Below are 17,945 nucleotides of genomic sequence, written 5' to 3' on the forward strand. Positions count from 1 at the left end.
CGCCTAATCGAGCGGTTCCAGGGCCTCAACAAACCGGGCAGGCTCGCCTGTCGACGGTGCCACTAGCTCACCTTCCCACATCACCGGTTGACCGCGGACGATCGTTCCGACCGGCCAGCCCTGTACCTGTCGGCCATGGTAAGGCGTCCAGCCGCAAATCGAGGCGATCCACTCGTTCGTGATCGTCTGACGGCGCTTAAGATCAACGACGGTCAAGTCAGCGTCATAACCCACCGCGATGCGGCCCTTTCCAGCCAGCCCGAACAGGCGTTGCGGGCCATGGCTCGTCATATCAACGAAACGAGCCAGCGACAGCCGCCCTTGCGCCACATGGTCCAGCATGACCGGCACAAGCGTCTGAACACCCGGCATACCAGACGGGCTTTGCGGATAGGGTTGTTCCTTTTCCTGCCGGGCGTGCGGAGCATGATCTGACCCGATCACATCAGCCACGCTTTGGTTCACACCCCACCAAATTCCTTCCCGGTGCTCCGCATCGCGAACCGGTGGGTTCATCTGCAAGTAGGTACCCAGTTGTGCATAATCATCAGCGCTGAGCGTCAGATGATGCGGGGTCACCTCAACGCTGACGTTACGTCTATGTTGGGCCAAAAACGGCATCTCATCAGCCGTCGATATGTGCAGGATATGGATACGCGCGCCGGTTTCTTCGGCAATCGAAACAAGCCGCTTCGTGCAGCGCATGGCGGCTTCCACATCACGCCAGACAGGATGGCTGGACGGGTCGCCGTCAACCCGTAAGTGGGCACGTTCGCGCAGCCTGGGTTCATCCTCGGAATGAAAAGCTGCCCTGCGGCGGATAGCGGACAGAATCGCGCGCACACCCGCATCATCCTCGACCAGCAAGTTGCCGGTTGAAGAGCCCATGAACACTTTCACGCCGGCGGCACCGGGCAGTCTTTCGAGTTCCGGGAGATCGCGTGCATTTTCATGTGTACCACCGACCCAAAACGCGAAATCGCTGTGCATCCGGTGCGTGCCGCGGCGTACCTTGTCGGCAAGCGCCGCCTCGTCAGTGGTCGTCGGATTGGTGTTGGGCATCTCAAAGACGCAGGTGACGCCGCCCATGACAGCTGCGCGCGACCCCGTTTCAAGGTTTTCCTTGTGCTCGGAACCAGGCTCGCGAAAATGAACCTGGCTATCGATGACACCGGGCAAAACGTGCAGCCCGGTGCAATCGATCACGTCTCCAGCCCGGCTTGGATCAATCTGCCCAATCTCGACAATAAGGCCATCGCGAACTGCCACATCACGCAGCCCCTCGCCTTCATGATTGACAACAGTGCCGCCCTTGAACAGGCGGTCGAAGGCTTTTTGCCCCGCCATCGCATCCTCACTTTGTGATGAACGTGCACCTACCAGCCAGCACGCACTGGCAAAAGCCCACCATCTTGCTATCAGCGGTCGATACCGCGCTGGAGTGGGCCATGAAGACTGAATATCGTGAAGCCGATGACGCTGGCTCCTGGCTGCAGGAAGCGGCACGCATCATCCATTCAGGCGGACTTGTCGCACTTGCTACAGAAACCGTGTACGGCCTTGCGGGTGATGCGACATCGGCAGATGCGGTCGCGGCGATCTATTTCGCCAAGGGCCGCCCATCCAATAACCCACTCATTGTCCACATACCGGGTCTGGCAGCTGCAAAACGGCTGGCCGTGTTTTCCGATACCGCCGAAGAGCTGGCCAACAGGCACTGGCCAGGACCGCTCACCCTTGTCTTGCCAGTTGTTCCAAGTGCCCAGCTCGCGTCAGCTGTGACCGCTGGGGGCGCAAGCATCGCGGTTCGCTGCCCGCAAGGCCCGCTTGCCGCCCTCGCCAAAACCAGCCAGCGCCCCCTCGCCGCACCGAGCGCAAATCTCTCAGGGACTGTGAGCCCGACAACTGCAGAGCACGTGCGGGCGGACCTTGATGGCCGCATCGCGATGGTTATCGACAGCGGTCCGGCCGCGGTTGGTCTGGAGTCCACGATTGTCGATGTGCGCGGCGACGAACCGATTATCTTGCGGCCGGGCGCGTTGAGTGCTGAGGCCTTATGTATGGGCTTGCTGAACGATGCGTCCGACGACGAGGCACCCGTCGCGCCGGGTTTGCTGTCGCGCCATTATGCGCCGTCACATCCGCTGCGCCTCGACGTTTCGCCGGGGGATGTTGCGCCGCACGAGATCTATCTTAGCTTCGGCCAGCCAGCACGCGGCTCTGCCATTGCGCTGTCCGAAGCAGGCGATCTTGAGGAGGCTGCCAGGCACTTGTACGCGGCCCTGCGCCTTGCTGATCGGCATGCAGCGAGCTCTGGAAAACGGGGGATCGCGGTCGCCCCGATCCCTGAAACCGGCGTCGGCGTTGCCATCAGGAACCGCCTTCTGCGCGCAGCAAGCGCATCTGGCTAGTTGAATGCGGGTGAGCGTCCGTGCACGGCATATCGAACGACCATGCCATCATCTTGCGGCCCACTTGGTGAGCGGCTATAGGGTGCGCTGTTGACGGGGAGGCGCTTGCTTCACAAAGGTCAGCAAGTCGGAGCGTAGCGCAGCCTGGTAGCGCACCTCGTTCGGGACGAGGGGGTCGGAGGTTCAAATCCTCTCGCTCCGACCAATCTTTTCAATACCTTAGGGTTTTTATAGAGACGCCTGCAGGCAGCGTTGGTGCGGAAATGGTGCAAAAAATAGCCTATTTGAAAGGGCTGTTCGTTGTGCCTGTGGCCATGCGCGCGATCTTTCTTGCCCACTCTATGGCTTCCGCGCGGGTCCATCGGCCTTGCCTTTCGCGTCGACCCGCGTCGAGATCATCAAAATAGATGTAGGCGATAACGCGTCCATCAGCTGCCCAGACCTGGATAGATTCGCCACGTTCCTTGATCTGCACCCGGCCAGACATGTCCGTGAACATTTGCGGAACATAGACGGACGGTCAAGGCCTCAGATCGTCGTGCCCCTGACCGCGTCTATGGCGTCCCGGTGGTCTGTCTGCGTGACCCTGAGGAACGGCGAACACATGTTTGGCCCGTCGATCATGCCCAAAAGAGCGCCGCGGTTGGGCACAACCACGATGATTGCGCTCCTGCCTTCTGAGTTGCTCGGACGGCCATGGCCCAGCTGGTCAAGATAGCGGTCCGTCTCAAGCGGATTAAGTGAGATCATGGCCGGCGCGGTGTCGGGAATGCCCGCGCGGACGTCGGCAACCGTGCTGAATTGCGGGCCGCAGGTGAGCGCGGACATGGCATTAGCAACGGACGGCGGCCATGCAAAGAACAGACCCAGAGCGACAAGCGCTATACCTGTCCAGGCACCGGTTTTCAGACACAAAAAAACCGCCTCTCGGCGGCGGACAATATCAGCATTGGGGGTCATGTCTGGTTCTCCTACGTTTTCACAATCGAGAGGAGTTGATCAATGCGATCCGTGAGGCGGTCTATGGCCACAGCAAGTCTCGCCTCCACTTCTTTCAGATGCGCTACCGACGCATATTTTTCTGCGATCTCCAGCTTGAGATCAGTTACCTCCTGACGAGCGTCGCGAGCAACTCGCACTGCAGTTTCAGCCTTGGCAGAGTTTTGCTTGGCCGTCATTTGCAGACGGATCAGCCAGATTAGTGCGCCGACAATGAAGCCGATGATCGTGGACAGTTCGCTGACCGTCAGACCGAATACGCTCATTCCTCACCTCGCAATCCATCACGCAAATCATTGTACCAGCCAGTGCATCGATCGATGCGCGCATTGGCGCGCCCAGTGGCCTGATCACCCTTGAGCGTTGCGACGTTGAGCGGGTCACCGGCAACGACGCCTGTGCGCTCATGCACGCGACAGTCGGGCGGCCACGGCGGCAGGTCGCGCGTCACGGTGAGCGCTTCGCTTACCTGACTAGCGGTCGCCTCGACCTCTGCCGCCGCCTCGACAGCACGCAAAGAGTCACTCGTTCCGCAGCCGCTCAAGCAAAGCATCATCGACAACACACTGATCGTTGATCGGTTGGGCGAGCAAGTCGGTAAGCTCAGCCTGGGCAGTTTCAAGGTCACGTGTCTGGTCCTGTAGTCTTGTTCGAAAACGGGTGTTGGCCGCTTCTGCGGCGGCGGCGCGTCGGCGCTCTTCGTTGGCGATGGTTTCGGCGGCGGAGAGTTTGGCACGCAGGGCACGCAATTCCGCGCCCGCCACAAGCTCGGTGACGGCACGATCAACAGCGGCACGGGCCGTCGAGCTTTTATCGAAGTGCACCCAAAGGCCCGCAGCGAGGATAAGGCCCAGCGGTATGGTGACGCCAACACCAAGCAAGCCCAGCACCCAGCGCAAGCCCTTGATGATCAGCGCACCGCTAAGCATCGATACCGCCCCGAAGGTCGCCGCCGTGCCTTGCCAGGTCGAACGGCTCATCAAGAGGTCGCTCGTACTGAGCACGCGCTTGAAACGGCGATTGCTTCCCCGCCCAGTCCATGCCGAAAGCCGCTGCCGCATAGGCCAGAACGGGAAAGGCAAGACCAGATACAACCGCGGCCCGTGCGTCGACCAACGCAGGATCGGTTGGCCACATCGCGAACCCGGCTAGTGCAAACAGACCGACGCACATCAGAAACGCCAGCTCTCGTTTGAACGTTTTGGTCTGCGGTTTCATCAGGCTTCGTTCCGCAGTGCAGCGCCCGTGCTATCAACAAGCGGCAGGTGCCGCATGCCAATATCATCCGGGATCGGGTAGTTGTCGGGCCAATAGTAGCGGGCATCGCGCGCATGCTCATCATAAGGATTGATGCTAACGCGATTGCCCTGATTGCCACCAAGGCCGGCGATCTTGCCACTGCGCGTGCGGCCGGCGACAAAGGTGATATGCCCGGATCCCGGACGCCCGGGCCGCGTCATATCCATGATCGCACCGAGCGCCGGGCCCTTGAGGCGGACGCCAGTGCCGGTCCAACGCCAACCCAGCGCGGCGGCCCGGTACTTCGGCGGGATTGGGTAACCAGCCTCTTTGACGACTGCGTTCAAAAAGCCCGCACACCACGGGGTTTCGTCGTCGCGGAAATGCAGCCCCAAATCCTTCCAGAAATTGACGATCGTCGAGTTGTGCCGACGGCCGCGATATTCCTGCAAGCCCAAATACCCGCGTGCGATGACGAGCCAAGGCGGTGACCCTGCGGGCCGCTTGTTCGGATCGACAGGATCAACCACGTTACCAAGCAAAGCCGCGCGTGTCAGACGGCCGTAATACGGCCTCGCGCGATACCCGATCGACCGCTTGAAGGCGACCAGCGCTTTGTCAGTGAGTGGCCCCATGACGCCATCTATCGGACCAGGGTCGAACCCCTTGGCTAAAAGAGCACGCTGCATTTTGAAGACATCGGCTTTTGTCAGGCGCATGGCCGGACTCCTTCTGGCTCTGCCGTTGGGCGGCAGGCCCAAACGGCGGACACAAAAAAACCGCCTCAGCGGGCGGTGTGGTCGGTTGGAATTGGTGAGTGTTGGCTAGGCGGCGATTGCCTGCGCACGTGCGGCGGCTACCGTCGTGGGGATTGCCGTATAAGTCGGGAACCGTTCGAGACCGGAGTCGGCAGGAAGCCCGGATGCTTCAGCCGTGAAATCACCGTTTGCCGGGTCGGCTAGCTGCGGGTCGACTTGCACGGAGTTTGCGTCGGTGTTCTCGTTTGCCTGCAGGTTGGCCAGCGTTGCGCTGACCGTGCCGTTGATCGATGCTTTTGGATTAGCGGAGTAGACATTGTTGTCCGATGCAGCATTCAACGTTCCGGAGCCGATGCTGATCACACGGTTCCAATCCCCACCTTGGTCGTCGAAGATAACGCCATCGACAAGCAGGTTGGTGTTGTTGGCGACCGATCCTTGGATCATAAACGCCGTGCCAGGATCGCCGTCCGCACACAGGACTGAGCGGGTCACCTGACCATTGTCACCAATCTCACGCAATTGACCGAAATCGCAATCGCCGTAGGCGCGCATTCCGGTCACGACATTGGTGCCGAAGTTGTAGAAGCGTAGGATATGTTCGGAATCGCTTGCAGCTTCGCCCCACAAGTCACGCACAAGCGATGTGGTGTGCTGCTGCAATCGCACCTCGCCGCGATCGACATGGACGCGGTCGAGCGTCATCGCCCCGGCCCAGCCCGTGGCGGTTGTGTTGATACCCGCAAAGCGCGTCGCGCAATCCTCGATTGTTATGCTGTCGTAGAGATGTGCGTTGGTCTGGGCATGCCCGCCAATGCCGTACATCAAATAGTTCTCGACCTCGACGCCAACGAAGACGCAGCGCCGCATGATGCCTGTCAATCCACGCGCATCATCGACATAGAATTCAAGACCGATGTGCTCTGACCGTCGATCAACAAAATCCTGCCAACCAAAAACATCTTCGTACAGACCGCTGGCCGCATACAGCGAATGGCAGCCATGCACCTGGTTCAGGAATACGTTGCGCACAGTCGCGTTGAGACCCAAACGACAACCGTTGCGATGAAGCTGACGGCCGAACTCCAAATATTGCAACGTGATATCGTTGCCAAAGACAGGGCCGGCAGCGTTCGTGTATGTGTATGTCTTGTTGTCAGAGCGCGGATCAGTGCCGCCGACCGGGTGGACAAAGAACGTCCAAGTTCCTGCAGTCAGTTCGCCTTGCTGGTCGCCATTTGTCGTCACATGAAACGACCCAGCCGCCGCATTGGCGTTCGCCACGGAATCCACCCAATCGTGCACCGTACCATTCTCAGCCGTAAACGGCACAAGGCGCTGGCTGTCCGGCGCAGCGAAAATCGGAAGGTCGATACTGTAGACGTTCGTAAAGGCGTCGCCTCGGTCAGCACTTGTCTGCCATCCGGTCATTGCCGCTTCGCTGCGGATAATCGGCAAGCCGGAGGTTGCAAAGTCGCCGTAGCCCTCCAATGTCAAACCGTTCAGCGACCGCAGGTCAAGCCCACCTTCATTAATGTTGGAGCCGGCAGCGATGCCGATTGATTGATTGGGCGCAGCCTGCGCGATGGTGTGCGCCAGCGTTGCAAAAGGCGCTTCGCGGCTACCGTCGTTGGAGTCGGACCCGATGACGGTATTGATGTGAAAGTCGAAACCAGTCCGACGCCCCATGCCCGGTCGTGGTCGCGGGCGGTGATTACCCTGTAATGCGGGCATGCCTCGTTGTTGACGTGTCAGCATAACGCGTTCCTCGTTTTCTAAAGACGATGTGTGTCAGGATTGGTCTTGCGGCGGGTCCGCTGGTGCTGGCGGCTGCGTCGCAATCGCTATAGCCTCTTCCGCAGTGTCTCTGTCTGGCGCGACAAAGACTTTGCGCTGAGACAGCACCACGTCTCCGTCGAGTTCTTGCACAAGCCAGCCGTTTGGCCGGCCTTCAATCGGCGTTGCTTTGAAGGTCATTGGATGTCCAATTGTACTGTGACGGTGAAGCCCGCCCGGTTTTCGATGAAGAATGTTCCGGCAGCGCCGCCGACATAAATCGTGATCCTGCCGTCCGGCCCGGTCGTGCCTGTGGGTGCTCCCCCGGTCTCGACAGCGATGTTGCCGAGTTCGCCGTAGGTAAGCAGGTTCGCTGGGTTGTCGCTCCACGCCAGCAACCATTGCCCGCCTCGAGACAATGGGCCGGCGGCGATATGGCCGTTGAGAACGATGGAAACGTTGCCTGAGAACCGACCGGAAGGCGTGATCGTCGCGAAAGCATTGTCAGCGATCGTGATCTCTTCGGAGTAGGACGCGCACCCGTCGCGGATCATCGTGCCGTCAGCCAAGCTCACAACGCCATTCGAGCCCACGCTCAGGCTGTTTGACGGCGCATTGGGCTGCGAAGCCAGACCGTTCGCAACGACGGCGCCGGTCGCGTTGTTGATAGTCAGCGCGGTATTCCAGGTCACGCCATCGGTTGATCGCTGGAGAACAAGATTATCACTGGCATTGAGCGCCATCCGAAACCGCGCGGCGCTGTTGGTCAGCCATTCGATTGATGCTTCACCGGCTGTGGTCGCACGGTCCAACAGCAAGGCAATGCTCCCGGTCGCCGTCCGCAATCGGTCTCGGAAAAACGACAGGGCGCTCGACAGTGCCTCGCGAAGCGCGCCGAGATTGTTCGCACGACCATACAGAATGCTGTACTCGATTGATGAGCCAGCGGTCAGGGGCGTAATCACCTCGACGGTCAACGACGTGGCAGAGTTCTTCGAAATGACCCGCGCGCGACCGCCATTAGCCGGGAACAGATCGTCGTTGACCTCAAACTCATTGGTCGTGTTCCAGGCCGTACCACTCCCCGTGATCGTGACCTGTTCTCCAATGGTCAGATCAACGGACGGGATGGTGATGGTGCCGACTGAATAGGCCATACATCAGTGTCCTTCTGGCAATAAAAAACCCGCTTCATCGGGCGGGTGCGTGTGCATGTTCAGGGTCGTTAGGGTCAGGTGAAGCGACCAAACCAAAGGTCGAATTCGATGGTCATTGGCGGCAATTCGAAGTAGCCCCAGGCAGACAGCGGACCGCCAACGCCTTGCGCGAGCAGAACCTCATTCAGCGCGGCCATTCCTGAACGCTCCAAACGTGCTTGCGTGCCTTCGGCAACAAAGTGGATACTGTTGATCACGCCGTTTCGCTCGATTCCCCGGTCCCATGCCGTGGTCAGCGCGGGATCCCCGGTTTCACGTGTCGAGACTGTGTTTGCGCCCTCATAGTAGCCCTTGTTGCGAAAGCAATCGAAGGTCGTCGGGCCAAGCGCACTGTGGCGCTCGCCTATCTGGATGCCTGGGTTGTAATCGTAATACCAGTTGATCTGCGGACCGGCGGAGATGATCTCTTCAATGAAGCGGGACTGTCCGGGCGTATTCAGACCGTCTAGGTCGGTGACAGCCCAAGAGCCGCCAACAATCTCCGGTGCGGTGTTCAGGTTGGCTAGAAAGAAGCTCTCTTGGTTGAAGTGGAACGGTTGACCACTGAATTCCGACGCGGGGCTGCCAAAGCGTGGATAGGGCAGGCGCGGCAGTGTGATCGAGCCGGATAGATACTCCACCGTGTGCAGCAGCCGCTCGTTCGTATCAAATGTGATGTTGCCTGCGCTGTCCCGAAGCAGCACCCGGTCTGCCAAGATTTCCAAAGACATCAGACGTTGAACTCAGCATAGACCGTGTTCAGTGTAACAATCGGGTCGAGAGTGGCACCGTCATTCGAGTTGTAATTCTCGTGCGAGAGATCCCAACGCCAGTTTGACGCGTAATTAAGCGTTCGGTCCCAGCGATATTCGCGCTGCGCACTGACCTGATACTTTGCGTGGATCGCGCGGTTCTTGGCCACCGATAGCGGGTTGGTCGAAGTCCGCCGCATGTGCAGATTTTGGGATGAGAACACGCCATCGGTGCCTTGGATTGAGACCCCCTGCCCTGCGCTGAGCCGCGTCTCATTGGGTGTGCTGTTGATCAGGTCAGTTGCTGGTGTGGCGCCAGTGCCTGTAGCGGGCTGATTCCCGACATAGAACTCAATGTTCAGCGTGAACGCCGGATACCCACCTTGGTTCGAAGCGGCCACCGATTGCTGGTACGTCAAATACAGATTGGTTGCATCCGCGCCCGCACCAGCAAACAACGCCTGGTCATTGTTTTGGAACGCCGCCGATGATCCTGAAATATTGTTCGTCTGGCCAAACTTGCGCTCTCTGATACGACAGACACCGCTATTGTCCGGCCGCTGCGTTCGGTAGTCCAAAAGGACACCACCGCTCAACACGATGTTCTGACCGACCCCGTTCTGATTGGGCCAGCCGATAAGAACGGGGATTGTTATCGGCGTGAAGCCGCGACCATGCGGCCCCAAATTGATCCGCTCGCGTGCATACCCGCCAACTGGCATGGCTGGGATTGTGAAAGTCTTCGTGACCCGCTCGAACCCAACATACTGCAGGTCAGAATGGAATTTGATCCGCGCCAGATTGCTGAGTGGGTTAGCCTCAAGCGCCGCATCCGGTGTGCCTGAGTACACAGCCATTCTTCCGTTCTGACCGTCGATAACCGTCGTATGCACCATCACTTGGTCATCCTGAAAATCTTGTTGTCGAGGTCGATGACCATGTTGCCATCCGCTGACTGCAGACGGCCGGCAGTGATGATGCCGAGATTGGCATTGATCGCTGACAGGCTTGTGGCCTGCAGCTTGTCGGCTGTGATTGTACCGTCGACAATCAGGTCTCCATCGATCTCGAGTGTGTAACTCACTACGCCGTCCAGCCGCTGCACACCCGTGAACTGAAACCCGCCGGTAACCCCATTGATTGTGCCGAGAACGCCAAACCGGAGTTCGACACCATCAACCGACGATTGCAGCGTGCTCAGGCTGGCGGTGTTCCCATCCACTGTGGTCGTCAGTGACGAAACAGCGGTGGTCCGCGCTGAGGTTTCATCCGCGATCGCCTGATTGACAACTGCGAGTTCCGCAGTCCGTGTAGCCGCCTCCGCAGCGATCGCGTTTGTCCGTGCCGTGGTTTCAGTGTTCAGGTCCGCTTGGAACTGCGCACTGAGATTGGTGATTGATGTCGCCAGTGCCGACGTATCGTTAGCCACCGTCTGCTCGAGTTGCGTCAGGCTGGCGGTGATATCGCCTGCAATTTGCGTCTCAAGGTCAAGGATGCGCTGGGCCGTTGCCTCTCCATCCTCGGTGATCCGCGTCGATAAGGCATCGGACGCACGCGCAAGTGCAAGCGCTTGGACACCGTTGGCTGTCAGCTGGCCAACGCCAAAATCCAGATCGGTGACAAAGCCACGAACACTCTCTGCGAGATCGTGGATCGTCGCCCCGCTCGCGTCCGCCAACTGCGTTTGCTGGACCTGATCAATCTGGACCTGGAGCGCATCGGTTGTCGATGTCTGGGCAAGGCCCGTGTATACGTTGCCGCCCACGGCGACGATATCACCAGAACCGTCAACGCGGTCCGTGAACGTGCCAAACTGCGTGTTGGTCACCCGGCTGGCGATCTCGCCCGCATTCGCATCAATTGATAGCTCCGCCGCTGTGACCCGCGCCTGCAGCTGCGAAATGTCCTGAGACAGGGGAGACGTCAAACCGATCTGGACGGTATCGATCTCGAATGCTTCCCCTGCCCCGCCGGTGAGGATCTTGAGTTTGTCGACCGTGCCCGACCAATCCGGGTTACCGGACAGGTCCAACTCAACGGTGGTGAGAACCGACTGATCCGCTGGTTCTGGCAAGGCAATGGCCGTCACATAGCCGGACCCTGCGTCAAAGCTGAAAGCAGCGGGCCATGTCGCATCCGAGCCAGCAGACCGGCGGAGGCGAACCGTCAAACGCGGGGCCGTATCAGCATCAATCGACAAGCCGGTCCGCGCTGCCTCTGCGTCGGCGCCAGTGTTGGTCACCGTCATGATTGAGCCAGACTGAGAGAGCGTGCTGTTCGTACCCACCCAACCGTCGAGACCCGTGTCGAACTGCGCCGTATAAGCTGGGGCTAACGCAGACGCGAGCGTGTCGTTCACATAGTCGTTGACGTAGGTCGTCGTGGCCGAGAGCTGGATAAGCGCCTGCTGTGCCGAGAATAGCGCCTCAATGTTGGTACGCTGGTTATCGACGGGGTTGGTCGCGAAGATACCGACTTCCCCCTTGGCCGGATCAATTTCAATGCCGGCGTCCGCGAGACCGCTGACAATGCGGACTTGCTCAAGCGCATTGTTGACCGTTGCTATAAAGTCCGCTTCCCAGTCTGGCTGTGGGCGGTTGGCCTCGACAAGGGTTTGCGCGCTGGTCAGCGTAACCTGAATATCGTTGGTCAGCCTGGAAAGGTCGACACTCGCGTCTGGCACCGTCCAACTGTTGTCGGTGGTGACCACGCCCCACGTCGTCCAAATCGCTGTTCGGGGCGGGTCCGTGGCCAGTGTATGACGAAACTCGTACAGCTGCCCTGCGAGAATGCCATCGCGGACCACATGCCGCGTCACCTCATCGACATTGGCCACCGCAATGCGTGTTGCATCTGACGAGCCTGCAAGCCGATATTCGATGATGACGCTGTCAACGCGCGGGTCCGTCGTCGCATCCCATGTGAACACCAGGGTCGGCAGGGACTGGCCATTGCTGCTTGTCTCAACACCGGGCGTGCACGCGAAGTTCTGCAGAAGCTCAACCGGCGTTGGCCCTGTCGGCACAGCCGGTGCGGTGACGATCGGTCCGACCGCGATATCCGTTTCCGAATAGACCGACGCATCGGTCTGGGCGAGCGTCAGATTGCCATCAGCCTTGTTCGTGACCAGCCATGTTCGATTGTCCCATGTACACCAGTCGCCAGCCTCTGCCGTGCGGTACAGCCGCGGCATCACGGGAATGGTCGCCTGTCCGCCGAAACGCCCCTGCCGGTAGCGGATGTTGAGGAGGTATTGCGCAACATCTGGATCGAACACCTGCGTAAAGTCATAAGCCAGAGACCGCTTGCGTTTGTCCGCGCTGACATCAGCGGCCACGGTCACCGGCTTGAGCGGTTCCGGCTTCCAATGGCTTTCCCGTGACATGAAATCGCCGGTCAGATGATTATACAGGGCGTCCGTATCCCGGCGGTTGCGCACACTCTTTGTCGCGTCCATGCGGATGTCATTAGCTGTGATGGCAAACGCCGGGATCTGCGGTGCGCCGACGATGATCCCCGCAAGCCCGCCCGCGTCGAACCTGTATCCCGCGACAGCATCGTCGAAGTCGCTCAGCACCTCTGTGTGGTCCATGTCCGCGTCAATCACCATGCCGCATTGATAGATCTTGAAAGTGCGCCCGCCCTTGGTGCGATCCGTATCAGCCACGTTTGCAGCCACGGTGTAAGACGGCAAATGCAACTGAGCGAAGGTCTTGCCCTGCCCAATCAGCGTTCGGCCTGATACGGTGCCCTGTAGGCCCAGTTGGAACGCGGCCCGAAGGATGGCTGGGTTGGTTGTGTGTTCCCACGTCACAGGATCATTGAAGCGATGATCACCGACACCGCCGGCAACGCTGCCATCCTTGCGCCAATCGTAGGCACGAAGGCCCCGAAGCACGAAGGTGAACTCAGGACGCCCACGCTCGAATGCGTCTTTGTCGAACTCCAGGACAACGACCACATAGGCTTGGTTGGTCATGCGGTCCGTTGATGACCAGCGCCGTTGCGCGGATGACGTCTCGCTGACCAGTTGCGCATCCGCTGTCTGACCAGGACGGCCATCGTAGAACCGAAACTCAATCAGGTCGTCAAAGCCTGAAACCTTCCAGCGCTGCGTCTCGCCCCCGATTGGTGTTGCGCTGACGAGCGTATGCTTCTCACCGTAGAAATAGACCTCGGGCTCGAGGCCATCGCACCATCCGTCCGACAGTTTGTAGACGAACCCGTTATAGCGGTCGCCCTTGCCCCACTTGCCCCAGTAGTGCAGATGCCCTTTGACCGCAGCGGTTCCATAGACTGCAAACCGCGGGACGTTGGCGCCGAACTGCACCTGCTGCGAGAAGGCAACGCGCTTGTCCTGATTGGGCGTCGGGCCCTGTTGGCGCGTGAAGTATGAAACCGCGAGCTGTGCAGCAACGCTTAGGCCCGCGGCGATAACCGATGTGGCGACCGCGCCAAGGCCCAGCGCCCCGCCTATGAGCGCTGCGGCAGCAGAAAAGATTGCCATGGATCAGACCCGGAAAGCCGCTAGGGCCTGCGTGTAAGCGAAGGTGATCGGACCATTCTCGCCCTTGATCCGGAAGTTGCGACCGTCATGCACGCCCACATGCTCCGCGGCACGTTTTGAGCCTTCGACAGGCAACGCATAGATGCCGAGATCCCCGATCGCAGCACGGGCTGGTGCGATGGGCTCAAACATCCCCTGAAAGAGTGTAACGAGCGATGTGTGCCCCTCGTTGCGCAACACTCGGTGTGCGCCCCTCAGTGTCGAATAGCGACCTTGAAAGTCGCCAACTAGCTTGGAGCCGCGCACGGCATCCGCCACGGTCAAGCCAGTCAGAAAGCAGTCGGACACTCCATACGCGTAAGGCTTCTCAAATTCTGCTTGGAGAACATGGGACACGGTTTCGAAGCGGCTCACACCCGCCCCCATTCGATTGCCCACTCGCCAACGGTGCCGAGGAATTGTGAACTCGTATCCGTCGGGTCGTTGTCGAACTGCTGTTCTTGCTGACCCGTCGTGGCCGCGGTTTGCTCTCTGATCGCTCGGCCCGGCGCGTCGAGGGTAATGCTCATCGACAGTGCACGCGTACCGTCATCAGCTATAGGCTCGTCGCCAAACACGACCGATGAGATCTCAAAAGATGCCGTCTCCACCGCCCCGGCAATCTCGCCGGTCTGCGGGTCAATGGCCAAAGACGTGATCTGCACCGGTGCGTTCTGATAAGCGTAGCCCTCTATTGCGGCGATGGAGTCGTCGGCATTTTCAGTGGGTACGTTTGAGAACTGCAACTCCCTCTGCGTGATCGCACTGCCAAGCGAGCTGATGCCTTCAATTGGCTGCAAATATCGGTTGGGCAGGTAAGTCAGAGCGTTGTACGTCACCGGGCGAGGACCGTTGACGTAGCCGACCGTTCGCCCTGGCAGGTTAAAGCGAACCAGGTAGGCTTCTCCCGCCCAGCCCTGATCGTAGAGGGCTTGCGCATCGGCCGGAAGTACGACGCTCACGGTAGGAAAACTTCCTCGGCATCGAAGCCGAACCCGCGATTGACCGTCGGCTGCACGCCTTGGGTGTCGCTCGTGATCGTCATGACGCAGCCCGGTCGTTCGAGATGAACTGTCGCTGACGTGGTAAAATCAGACGGAATGGGGTAATCGAGCGGCAGCGTGACGACCCCGCTCGAATTGCCCGTAATCGCCGTGCTCACCATATGCAGGGACCGCACCGTGTCTGATTGCCGGAACTCGACCAAATCGCCCTTCGTGAAGATGAAGTTGGCCGGCAGACCGGAGATTTCCGGGGACGCGCGATCCGCCAGACTGTTGAGAACCGCGTCACCGTTGAAAGCCCCGCCGGCCGCCCTTGTTCCCGAAAGGGGCGCGGATCGATAAGCTAAGGGCCTAGGCTTTTTAGGGTGTGTCGCAACGAATGGCGCGCGATCGGACAGGAAGACCGACAACTCCCATGCCTGCTGATCGGTCAGCGGAACGATCGTGTAACGCGCGATCCAAAACCGGTAATAACTTTCCAGCGAGGCTGTTTGACGGCCTTCTGACCTTGAGACCTGCAGCGGTCGCACCGCGCGAAATTCGCCTTCTTGTGTGCCAAATGTTGGCATGGCGACGGGCGTCACCATTAGATTTGCCCGCCATATTTTTTGTGCTTGGCAACCGACCGGACCGCAATGCCCGGAAACTCTTGACGCAGTTGGTTCGCTGCAGCGCCGACGACATCCTGCATTTCAGCGCGGGACACCGATCCGTTGACGGATATCGCCATGTTGATCGATGAGGCGCCGCCACCACCCATCGACATCGATGGCATGGCGCTCAGGTTGTGGTCGTTGACAGTCTCGTTCGGGTGCAGGACGGCGGCAAAGCCGCCACGACCATCAAGGCCACCGGAGCGAAGCCCGCTCCCCGTATAACCGCCACCCTCATAGCTCCGGCCCAGCAGCGACGACCCGAGCCTACCACCGAACACGCTGCTAAGCAGCGAGGTAAAGAAATTGCCGCCGCCCGTGCCGTTAACATCGCCCATCATCGTTAGAACACGGCTGAGCGCATTGAGCGCAATTTGTGCCCATTCGTGCCACTCGATCTTTCCGTCCTGCAGCGCGCTGCTGACATCGTTGACGATGCTGTCTGCAAGGTCGGTGAACCCCTGCGTCATCCGCTGCAGATTGTCGTTGGCGATGCGGATGTTGTCGTTGAGCAAATCCATGGGCTCGCCAGCTGCATCACGCAGCGCGCCACCCGTCGCGCGCGCGGCCTGTGTCCCGGCCTGTTCAAAAAGGCCAAACGCTTCAACGATGCGGCGGGCGTCTTGTTCAGTCGCCTCGAGCTGGCCGCGGAGTTCGCGAAACGCCTCGATACGGCGCGGGTCAACAATTTCGCCGACCGGATCTTGTGCCGGCATGCGGAACGTCGAGCGGTCGAAAAAGTTGTCTGGGGTTTGAAACCCGCGTGCGTCAATGGCCGCAAGCATGCCAGAAAGGTTTTGGCGCGCCGCGCCCTCCACTCCAAAAAGGGCCGTCTGAATTTGCGCCGCTTTTTCGGTGAATACATCCGCTGCTTGCGAAAACGTATCGGCAAAATCAATGGCGATATTTGCAGCGCCAACCATGCGGGTTTGTGACCAGAGCCACAGGTCGCTGGTCAGACGGTTAAACGCATCGTTCATCCGTTGCGCATCGTCTACCATTTCGTTGGACATCAATGTGCCGGTAGAACGCAACTGATCTCCAAAGCTACGGAGGGCGTCCTCCCCTTGCATCAGCAACGGCACAAGCCGCGGCCCGGCATCATCGCCGAACAGCTGGGCAGCGTACGCGGCCGCGACCGCCGGGTTTTCGATTTCGCCAAACCGTGCGGCGATCTGCCGAAGGATCTCATCCGACGACCGGAGATTGCCGTCCAGATCGAAGACCTCGAGGCCCAGGCCTTCGATCGCTGCCTTGGCCGGTCCCGCGCCGCTGTTGGCAAACTCACCCATTCGCCTTGTCAGGCGGCGAAAGCCGTCATCGGCATCGCGCGCGCTGGCGCCGTTCTGTTCGAGCGCGCGGCGGAAAATCTGCAGAGACTCCGCACTGGCGCCTGCACGGTCCGCTGCATCACCCAGTTCAGCAACAGACGCCACCGCACTCTGCGCCAGCACGGGCAAGCCCGCCAATGCCGCAGCGCCGGCGCCTCGCGCAAAGCCGATCATGAATTTTTCTGCTGACAGCGCAGCTGCTTTAAAGCTTCGATCAAGCCGGTTGACGGACGCTGTGTTGCGGCGCATTGACCGGCCAACCTGACCTTCAAGCTTATTAAGCTGGCGCTCGAACTGGCGCGTTTGCGCCTCAATCGCGACGACAAGGCGCTCGACATCAGTTGTCATGTTTCGCCTTTCTGTCGAGTTTCGCGCGGTGCGCGATCAGGTCGTTGAGATCGGAACGGGTCATGGGCTTGCGCTTGGTCGATCCGCCTTGCGCATCGTTCCAACCGTTGATAGCTGCGAGAATGTCGTTAAGGGTGGCGGACCAGAACACGTCTGGCGTCCAATGCAGGCACCCGAATGCGAAGCGCTGCATACGACAGATAAAGTCTTTCAGGCTTTCGTCTGGTCCGCTGCTGGCTTTCCCTCAACGGGACCCATCAACTCCGCGATAGCTGCTTGCGCGCCTTGCCCGATTGCGAACAGATGCAGACCCGACGTAACCGCTTCGCGCAGGTCTTTGTTCGCCGGCGATTGCAGCACGGCCAGCATGGCGCGCGGTTCCGCCCCAATGATTGCGCTGACTGCATCGCCCAGTGTCAGGCTGGACACCGACGCCGAAACCCGAGCAAGCGCATCCATGTCAATGACCAGCTCGTACGCCTGCCCATTGATTTCGACACGCCCCTCACCTCTAAGTGCGTTCAGCATTACGCTTCCGCTTCAAAGGTAATGTCACCTGCGCTTTCGACGGTGACGGAGACCTGACCCTCAGCATTGTGATCGCCGCTCGCCTCGACATTGATGATCTGGAAGTTACCGGCGAACGTGCCGACCCCAGGAACCGTGACGCGGTACGGGTCCACGGTCTGCGCAAGGCAGTCGGTCCACAGCGCCTTTTGCGCCGCGCTGTTGTTGATCACGCCCGAGCCAGTAAACGCCAGGCTCTTGATGCCCGCACCAGCCAGCAGCTCGCGAAACTTGTTGACATTATCGTCGCTGGTGACGTCGACCATCTCTGCGTTCAGCGCGATCGACTTCGACCGAAACCCGCCGATTGTCGTGTAGGGGTCAGCCCCCTTTTCCAGCAGAAAATCGCTGCCTTTAACGCCCAT

At 59.7% G+C, this 17,945-nt stretch carries 22 protein-coding genes and 1 tRNA gene; 2 read left to right on the forward strand and 21 right to left on the reverse strand.

The genetic code is table 11. From position 1 onward, the window contains the following. Positions 1 to 3 precede the first annotated feature (3 nt). The gene (locus AAF739_00180; protein MEM6381064.1) at positions 4 to 1,347 is read right to left on the reverse strand and encodes a dihydroorotase; all 1,344 of its coding nucleotides are present in this window, start codon (positions 1,345 to 1,347) and stop codon (positions 4 to 6) included. A gap of 101 nt (positions 1,348 to 1,448) precedes the next feature. Here AAF739_00180 and AAF739_00185 point away from each other — a divergent pair, with 101 nt between their 5' ends. Beyond that, on the forward strand, positions 1,449 to 2,411 hold the full coding sequence (locus tag AAF739_00185) for an L-threonylcarbamoyladenylate synthase (GenBank protein ID MEM6381065.1): 963 nt from the start codon (positions 1,449 to 1,451) through the stop codon (positions 2,409 to 2,411). Positions 2,412 to 2,539: 128 nt separating this feature from the next. Further along, a tRNA-Pro gene (locus AAF739_00190) sits at positions 2,540 to 2,616 on the forward strand. A gap of 75 nt (positions 2,617 to 2,691) precedes the next feature. On the opposite strand, the gene AAF739_00195 is transcribed toward AAF739_00190, so the two are convergent. The 20 genes from AAF739_00195 to AAF739_00290 form a co-directional block, all read right to left on the reverse strand. Beyond that, the gene (locus AAF739_00195) at positions 2,692 to 2,898 is read right to left on the reverse strand and encodes a hypothetical protein (protein ID MEM6381066.1); all 207 of its coding nucleotides are present in this window, start codon (positions 2,896 to 2,898) and stop codon (positions 2,692 to 2,694) included. Positions 2,899 to 2,939: 41 nt separating this feature from the next. Next, positions 2,940 to 3,371, reverse strand: coding sequence for a hypothetical protein (locus AAF739_00200; GenBank protein ID MEM6381067.1), 432 nt, complete (start codon positions 3,369 to 3,371; stop codon positions 2,940 to 2,942). Positions 3,372 to 3,382: 11 nt separating this feature from the next. Continuing rightward, positions 3,383 to 3,676, reverse strand: a complete 294-nt coding sequence (locus AAF739_00205; protein MEM6381068.1) for a hypothetical protein — start codon at positions 3,674 to 3,676, stop codon at positions 3,383 to 3,385. Further along, the gene (locus tag AAF739_00210) at positions 3,673 to 3,927 is read right to left on the reverse strand and encodes a hypothetical protein (protein ID MEM6381069.1); all 255 of its coding nucleotides are present in this window, start codon (positions 3,925 to 3,927) and stop codon (positions 3,673 to 3,675) included. Before AAF739_00210 ends, AAF739_00205 begins: the two co-directional genes overlap by 4 nt. A gap of 4 nt (positions 3,928 to 3,931) precedes the next feature. Next, positions 3,932 to 4,390: a hypothetical protein gene (locus AAF739_00215; protein ID MEM6381070.1), complete on the reverse strand. Its 459-nt coding sequence runs from the start codon at positions 4,388 to 4,390 to the stop codon at positions 3,932 to 3,934. Continuing rightward, positions 4,332 to 4,628, reverse strand: coding sequence for a hypothetical protein (locus AAF739_00220; protein MEM6381071.1), 297 nt, complete (start codon positions 4,626 to 4,628; stop codon positions 4,332 to 4,334). The genes AAF739_00215 and AAF739_00220 overlap by 59 nt, the downstream gene beginning before the upstream one ends. After that, positions 4,628 to 5,368 carry a TIGR02594 family protein gene (locus AAF739_00225; GenBank protein MEM6381072.1) on the reverse strand — a complete coding sequence of 247 codons (741 nt, stop codon included), beginning with the start codon at positions 5,366 to 5,368 and terminating at the stop codon, positions 4,628 to 4,630. Before AAF739_00225 ends, AAF739_00220 begins: the two co-directional genes overlap by 1 nt. Before the next feature lie 105 nt (positions 5,369 to 5,473). Next, positions 5,474 to 7,096: a hypothetical protein gene (locus tag AAF739_00230; GenBank protein MEM6381073.1), complete on the reverse strand. Its 1,623-nt coding sequence runs from the start codon at positions 7,094 to 7,096 to the stop codon at positions 5,474 to 5,476. Positions 7,097 to 7,198: 102 nt separating this feature from the next. Then, positions 7,199 to 7,384 (reverse strand): hypothetical protein, encoded by a 186-nt coding sequence (locus tag AAF739_00235; GenBank protein MEM6381074.1) that lies wholly within the window; start codon positions 7,382 to 7,384, stop codon positions 7,199 to 7,201. Further along, positions 7,381 to 8,340 (reverse strand): hypothetical protein, encoded by a 960-nt coding sequence (locus AAF739_00240; protein ID MEM6381075.1) that lies wholly within the window; start codon positions 8,338 to 8,340, stop codon positions 7,381 to 7,383. The genes AAF739_00235 and AAF739_00240 overlap by 4 nt, the downstream gene beginning before the upstream one ends. Positions 8,341 to 8,414: 74 nt before the next feature. Then, positions 8,415 to 9,110: a hypothetical protein gene (locus tag AAF739_00245; protein MEM6381076.1), complete on the reverse strand. Its 696-nt coding sequence runs from the start codon at positions 9,108 to 9,110 to the stop codon at positions 8,415 to 8,417. Then, on the reverse strand, positions 9,110 to 10,027 hold the full coding sequence (locus AAF739_00250) for a hypothetical protein (GenBank protein ID MEM6381077.1): 918 nt from the start codon (positions 10,025 to 10,027) through the stop codon (positions 9,110 to 9,112). The genes AAF739_00245 and AAF739_00250 overlap by 1 nt, the downstream gene beginning before the upstream one ends. Then, positions 10,027 to 13,638 carry a fibronectin type III domain-containing protein gene (locus AAF739_00255; protein ID MEM6381078.1) on the reverse strand — a complete coding sequence of 1,204 codons (3,612 nt, stop codon included), beginning with the start codon at positions 13,636 to 13,638 and terminating at the stop codon, positions 10,027 to 10,029. The genes AAF739_00250 and AAF739_00255 overlap by 1 nt, the downstream gene beginning before the upstream one ends. A 3-nt stretch (positions 13,639 to 13,641) precedes the next feature. Continuing rightward, positions 13,642 to 14,052, reverse strand: coding sequence for a hypothetical protein (locus AAF739_00260; GenBank protein MEM6381079.1), 411 nt, complete (start codon positions 14,050 to 14,052; stop codon positions 13,642 to 13,644). Next, the gene (locus tag AAF739_00265) at positions 14,049 to 14,639 is read right to left on the reverse strand and encodes a DUF2163 domain-containing protein (GenBank protein ID MEM6381080.1); all 591 of its coding nucleotides are present in this window, start codon (positions 14,637 to 14,639) and stop codon (positions 14,049 to 14,051) included. The genes AAF739_00260 and AAF739_00265 overlap by 4 nt, the downstream gene beginning before the upstream one ends. Next, a complete protein-coding gene (locus AAF739_00270) occupies positions 14,636 to 15,268 on the reverse strand; it encodes a hypothetical protein (GenBank protein ID MEM6381081.1) in 633 nt (210 codons plus the stop codon). The genes AAF739_00265 and AAF739_00270 overlap by 4 nt, the downstream gene beginning before the upstream one ends. Continuing rightward, a complete protein-coding gene (locus tag AAF739_00275) occupies positions 15,268 to 17,013 on the reverse strand; it encodes a phage tail tape measure protein (GenBank protein ID MEM6381082.1) in 1,746 nt (581 codons plus the stop codon). The genes AAF739_00270 and AAF739_00275 overlap by 1 nt, the downstream gene beginning before the upstream one ends. Further along, entirely contained in the window at positions 17,003 to 17,206 is a 204-nt protein-coding gene (locus AAF739_00280) for a phage tail assembly chaperone (protein MEM6381083.1), read from the reverse strand. Before AAF739_00280 ends, AAF739_00275 begins: the two co-directional genes overlap by 11 nt. A 17-nt stretch (positions 17,207 to 17,223) precedes the next feature. Next, positions 17,224 to 17,541 (reverse strand): hypothetical protein, encoded by a 318-nt coding sequence (locus AAF739_00285; GenBank protein MEM6381084.1) that lies wholly within the window; start codon positions 17,539 to 17,541, stop codon positions 17,224 to 17,226. Then, entirely contained in the window at positions 17,541 to 17,945 is a 405-nt protein-coding gene (locus AAF739_00290; GenBank protein ID MEM6381085.1) for a phage tail tube protein, read from the reverse strand. Before AAF739_00290 ends, AAF739_00285 begins: the two co-directional genes overlap by 1 nt.

Source organism: Pseudomonadota bacterium (assembly GCA_039024915.1).
Lineage (GTDB): Bacteria > Pseudomonadota > Alphaproteobacteria > Rhizobiales > MH13 > MH13.

What these genes read in the sequence shown, in the direction of transcription:
- AAF739_00215 (MEM6381070.1), bottom strand. Translation starts at nt 4,390, where the DNA reads ATGAGCCGTTCGACCTGGCAAGGCACGGCGGCGACCTTCGGGGCGGTA.
- AAF739_00285 (MEM6381084.1), bottom strand. Translation starts at nt 17,541, where the DNA reads ATGCTGAACGCACTTAGAGGTGAGGGGCGTGTCGAAATCAATGGGCAG.
- AAF739_00205 (MEM6381068.1), bottom strand. Translation starts at nt 3,676, where the DNA reads ATGAGCGTATTCGGTCTGACGGTCAGCGAACTGTCCACGATCATCGGC.
- AAF739_00255 (MEM6381078.1), bottom strand. Translation starts at nt 13,638, where the DNA reads ATGGCAATCTTTTCTGCTGCCGCAGCGCTCATAGGCGGGGCGCTGGGC.
- AAF739_00275 (MEM6381082.1), bottom strand. Translation starts at nt 17,013, where the DNA reads ATGACAACTGATGTCGAGCGCCTTGTCGTCGCGATTGAGGCGCAAACG.
- AAF739_00250 (MEM6381077.1), bottom strand. Translation starts at nt 10,027, where the DNA reads ATGGTGCATACGACGGTTATCGACGGTCAGAACGGAAGAATGGCTGTG.
- AAF739_00270 (MEM6381081.1), bottom strand. Translation starts at nt 15,268, where the DNA reads ATGGTGACGCCCGTCGCCATGCCAACATTTGGCACACAAGAAGGCGAA.
- AAF739_00240 (MEM6381075.1), bottom strand. Translation starts at nt 8,340, where the DNA reads ATGGCCTATTCAGTCGGCACCATCACCATCCCGTCCGTTGATCTGACC.
- AAF739_00200 (MEM6381067.1), bottom strand. Translation starts at nt 3,371, where the DNA reads ATGACCCCCAATGCTGATATTGTCCGCCGCCGAGAGGCGGTTTTTTTG.
- AAF739_00290 (MEM6381085.1), bottom strand. Translation starts at nt 17,945, where the DNA reads ATGGGCGTTAAAGGCAGCGATTTTCTGCTGGAAAAGGGGGCTGACCCC.
- AAF739_00195 (MEM6381066.1), bottom strand. Translation starts at nt 2,898, where the DNA reads ATGTCTGGCCGGGTGCAGATCAAGGAACGTGGCGAATCTATCCAGGTC.
- AAF739_00280 (MEM6381083.1), bottom strand. Translation starts at nt 17,206, where the DNA reads ATGCAGCGCTTCGCATTCGGGTGCCTGCATTGGACGCCAGACGTGTTC.
- AAF739_00235 (MEM6381074.1), bottom strand. Translation starts at nt 7,384, where the DNA reads ATGACCTTCAAAGCAACGCCGATTGAAGGCCGGCCAAACGGCTGGCTT.
- AAF739_00180 (MEM6381064.1), bottom strand. Translation starts at nt 1,347, where the DNA reads ATGGCGGGGCAAAAAGCCTTCGACCGCCTGTTCAAGGGCGGCACTGTT.
- AAF739_00185 (MEM6381065.1), top strand. Translation starts at nt 1,449, where the DNA reads ATGAAGACTGAATATCGTGAAGCCGATGACGCTGGCTCCTGGCTGCAG.
- AAF739_00245 (MEM6381076.1), bottom strand. Translation starts at nt 9,110, where the DNA reads ATGTCTTTGGAAATCTTGGCAGACCGGGTGCTGCTTCGGGACAGCGCA.
- AAF739_00225 (MEM6381072.1), bottom strand. Translation starts at nt 5,368, where the DNA reads ATGCGCCTGACAAAAGCCGATGTCTTCAAAATGCAGCGTGCTCTTTTA.
- AAF739_00230 (MEM6381073.1), bottom strand. Translation starts at nt 7,096, where the DNA reads ATGGGGCGTCGGACTGGTTTCGACTTTCACATCAATACCGTCATCGGG.
- AAF739_00220 (MEM6381071.1), bottom strand. Translation starts at nt 4,628, where the DNA reads ATGAAACCGCAGACCAAAACGTTCAAACGAGAGCTGGCGTTTCTGATG.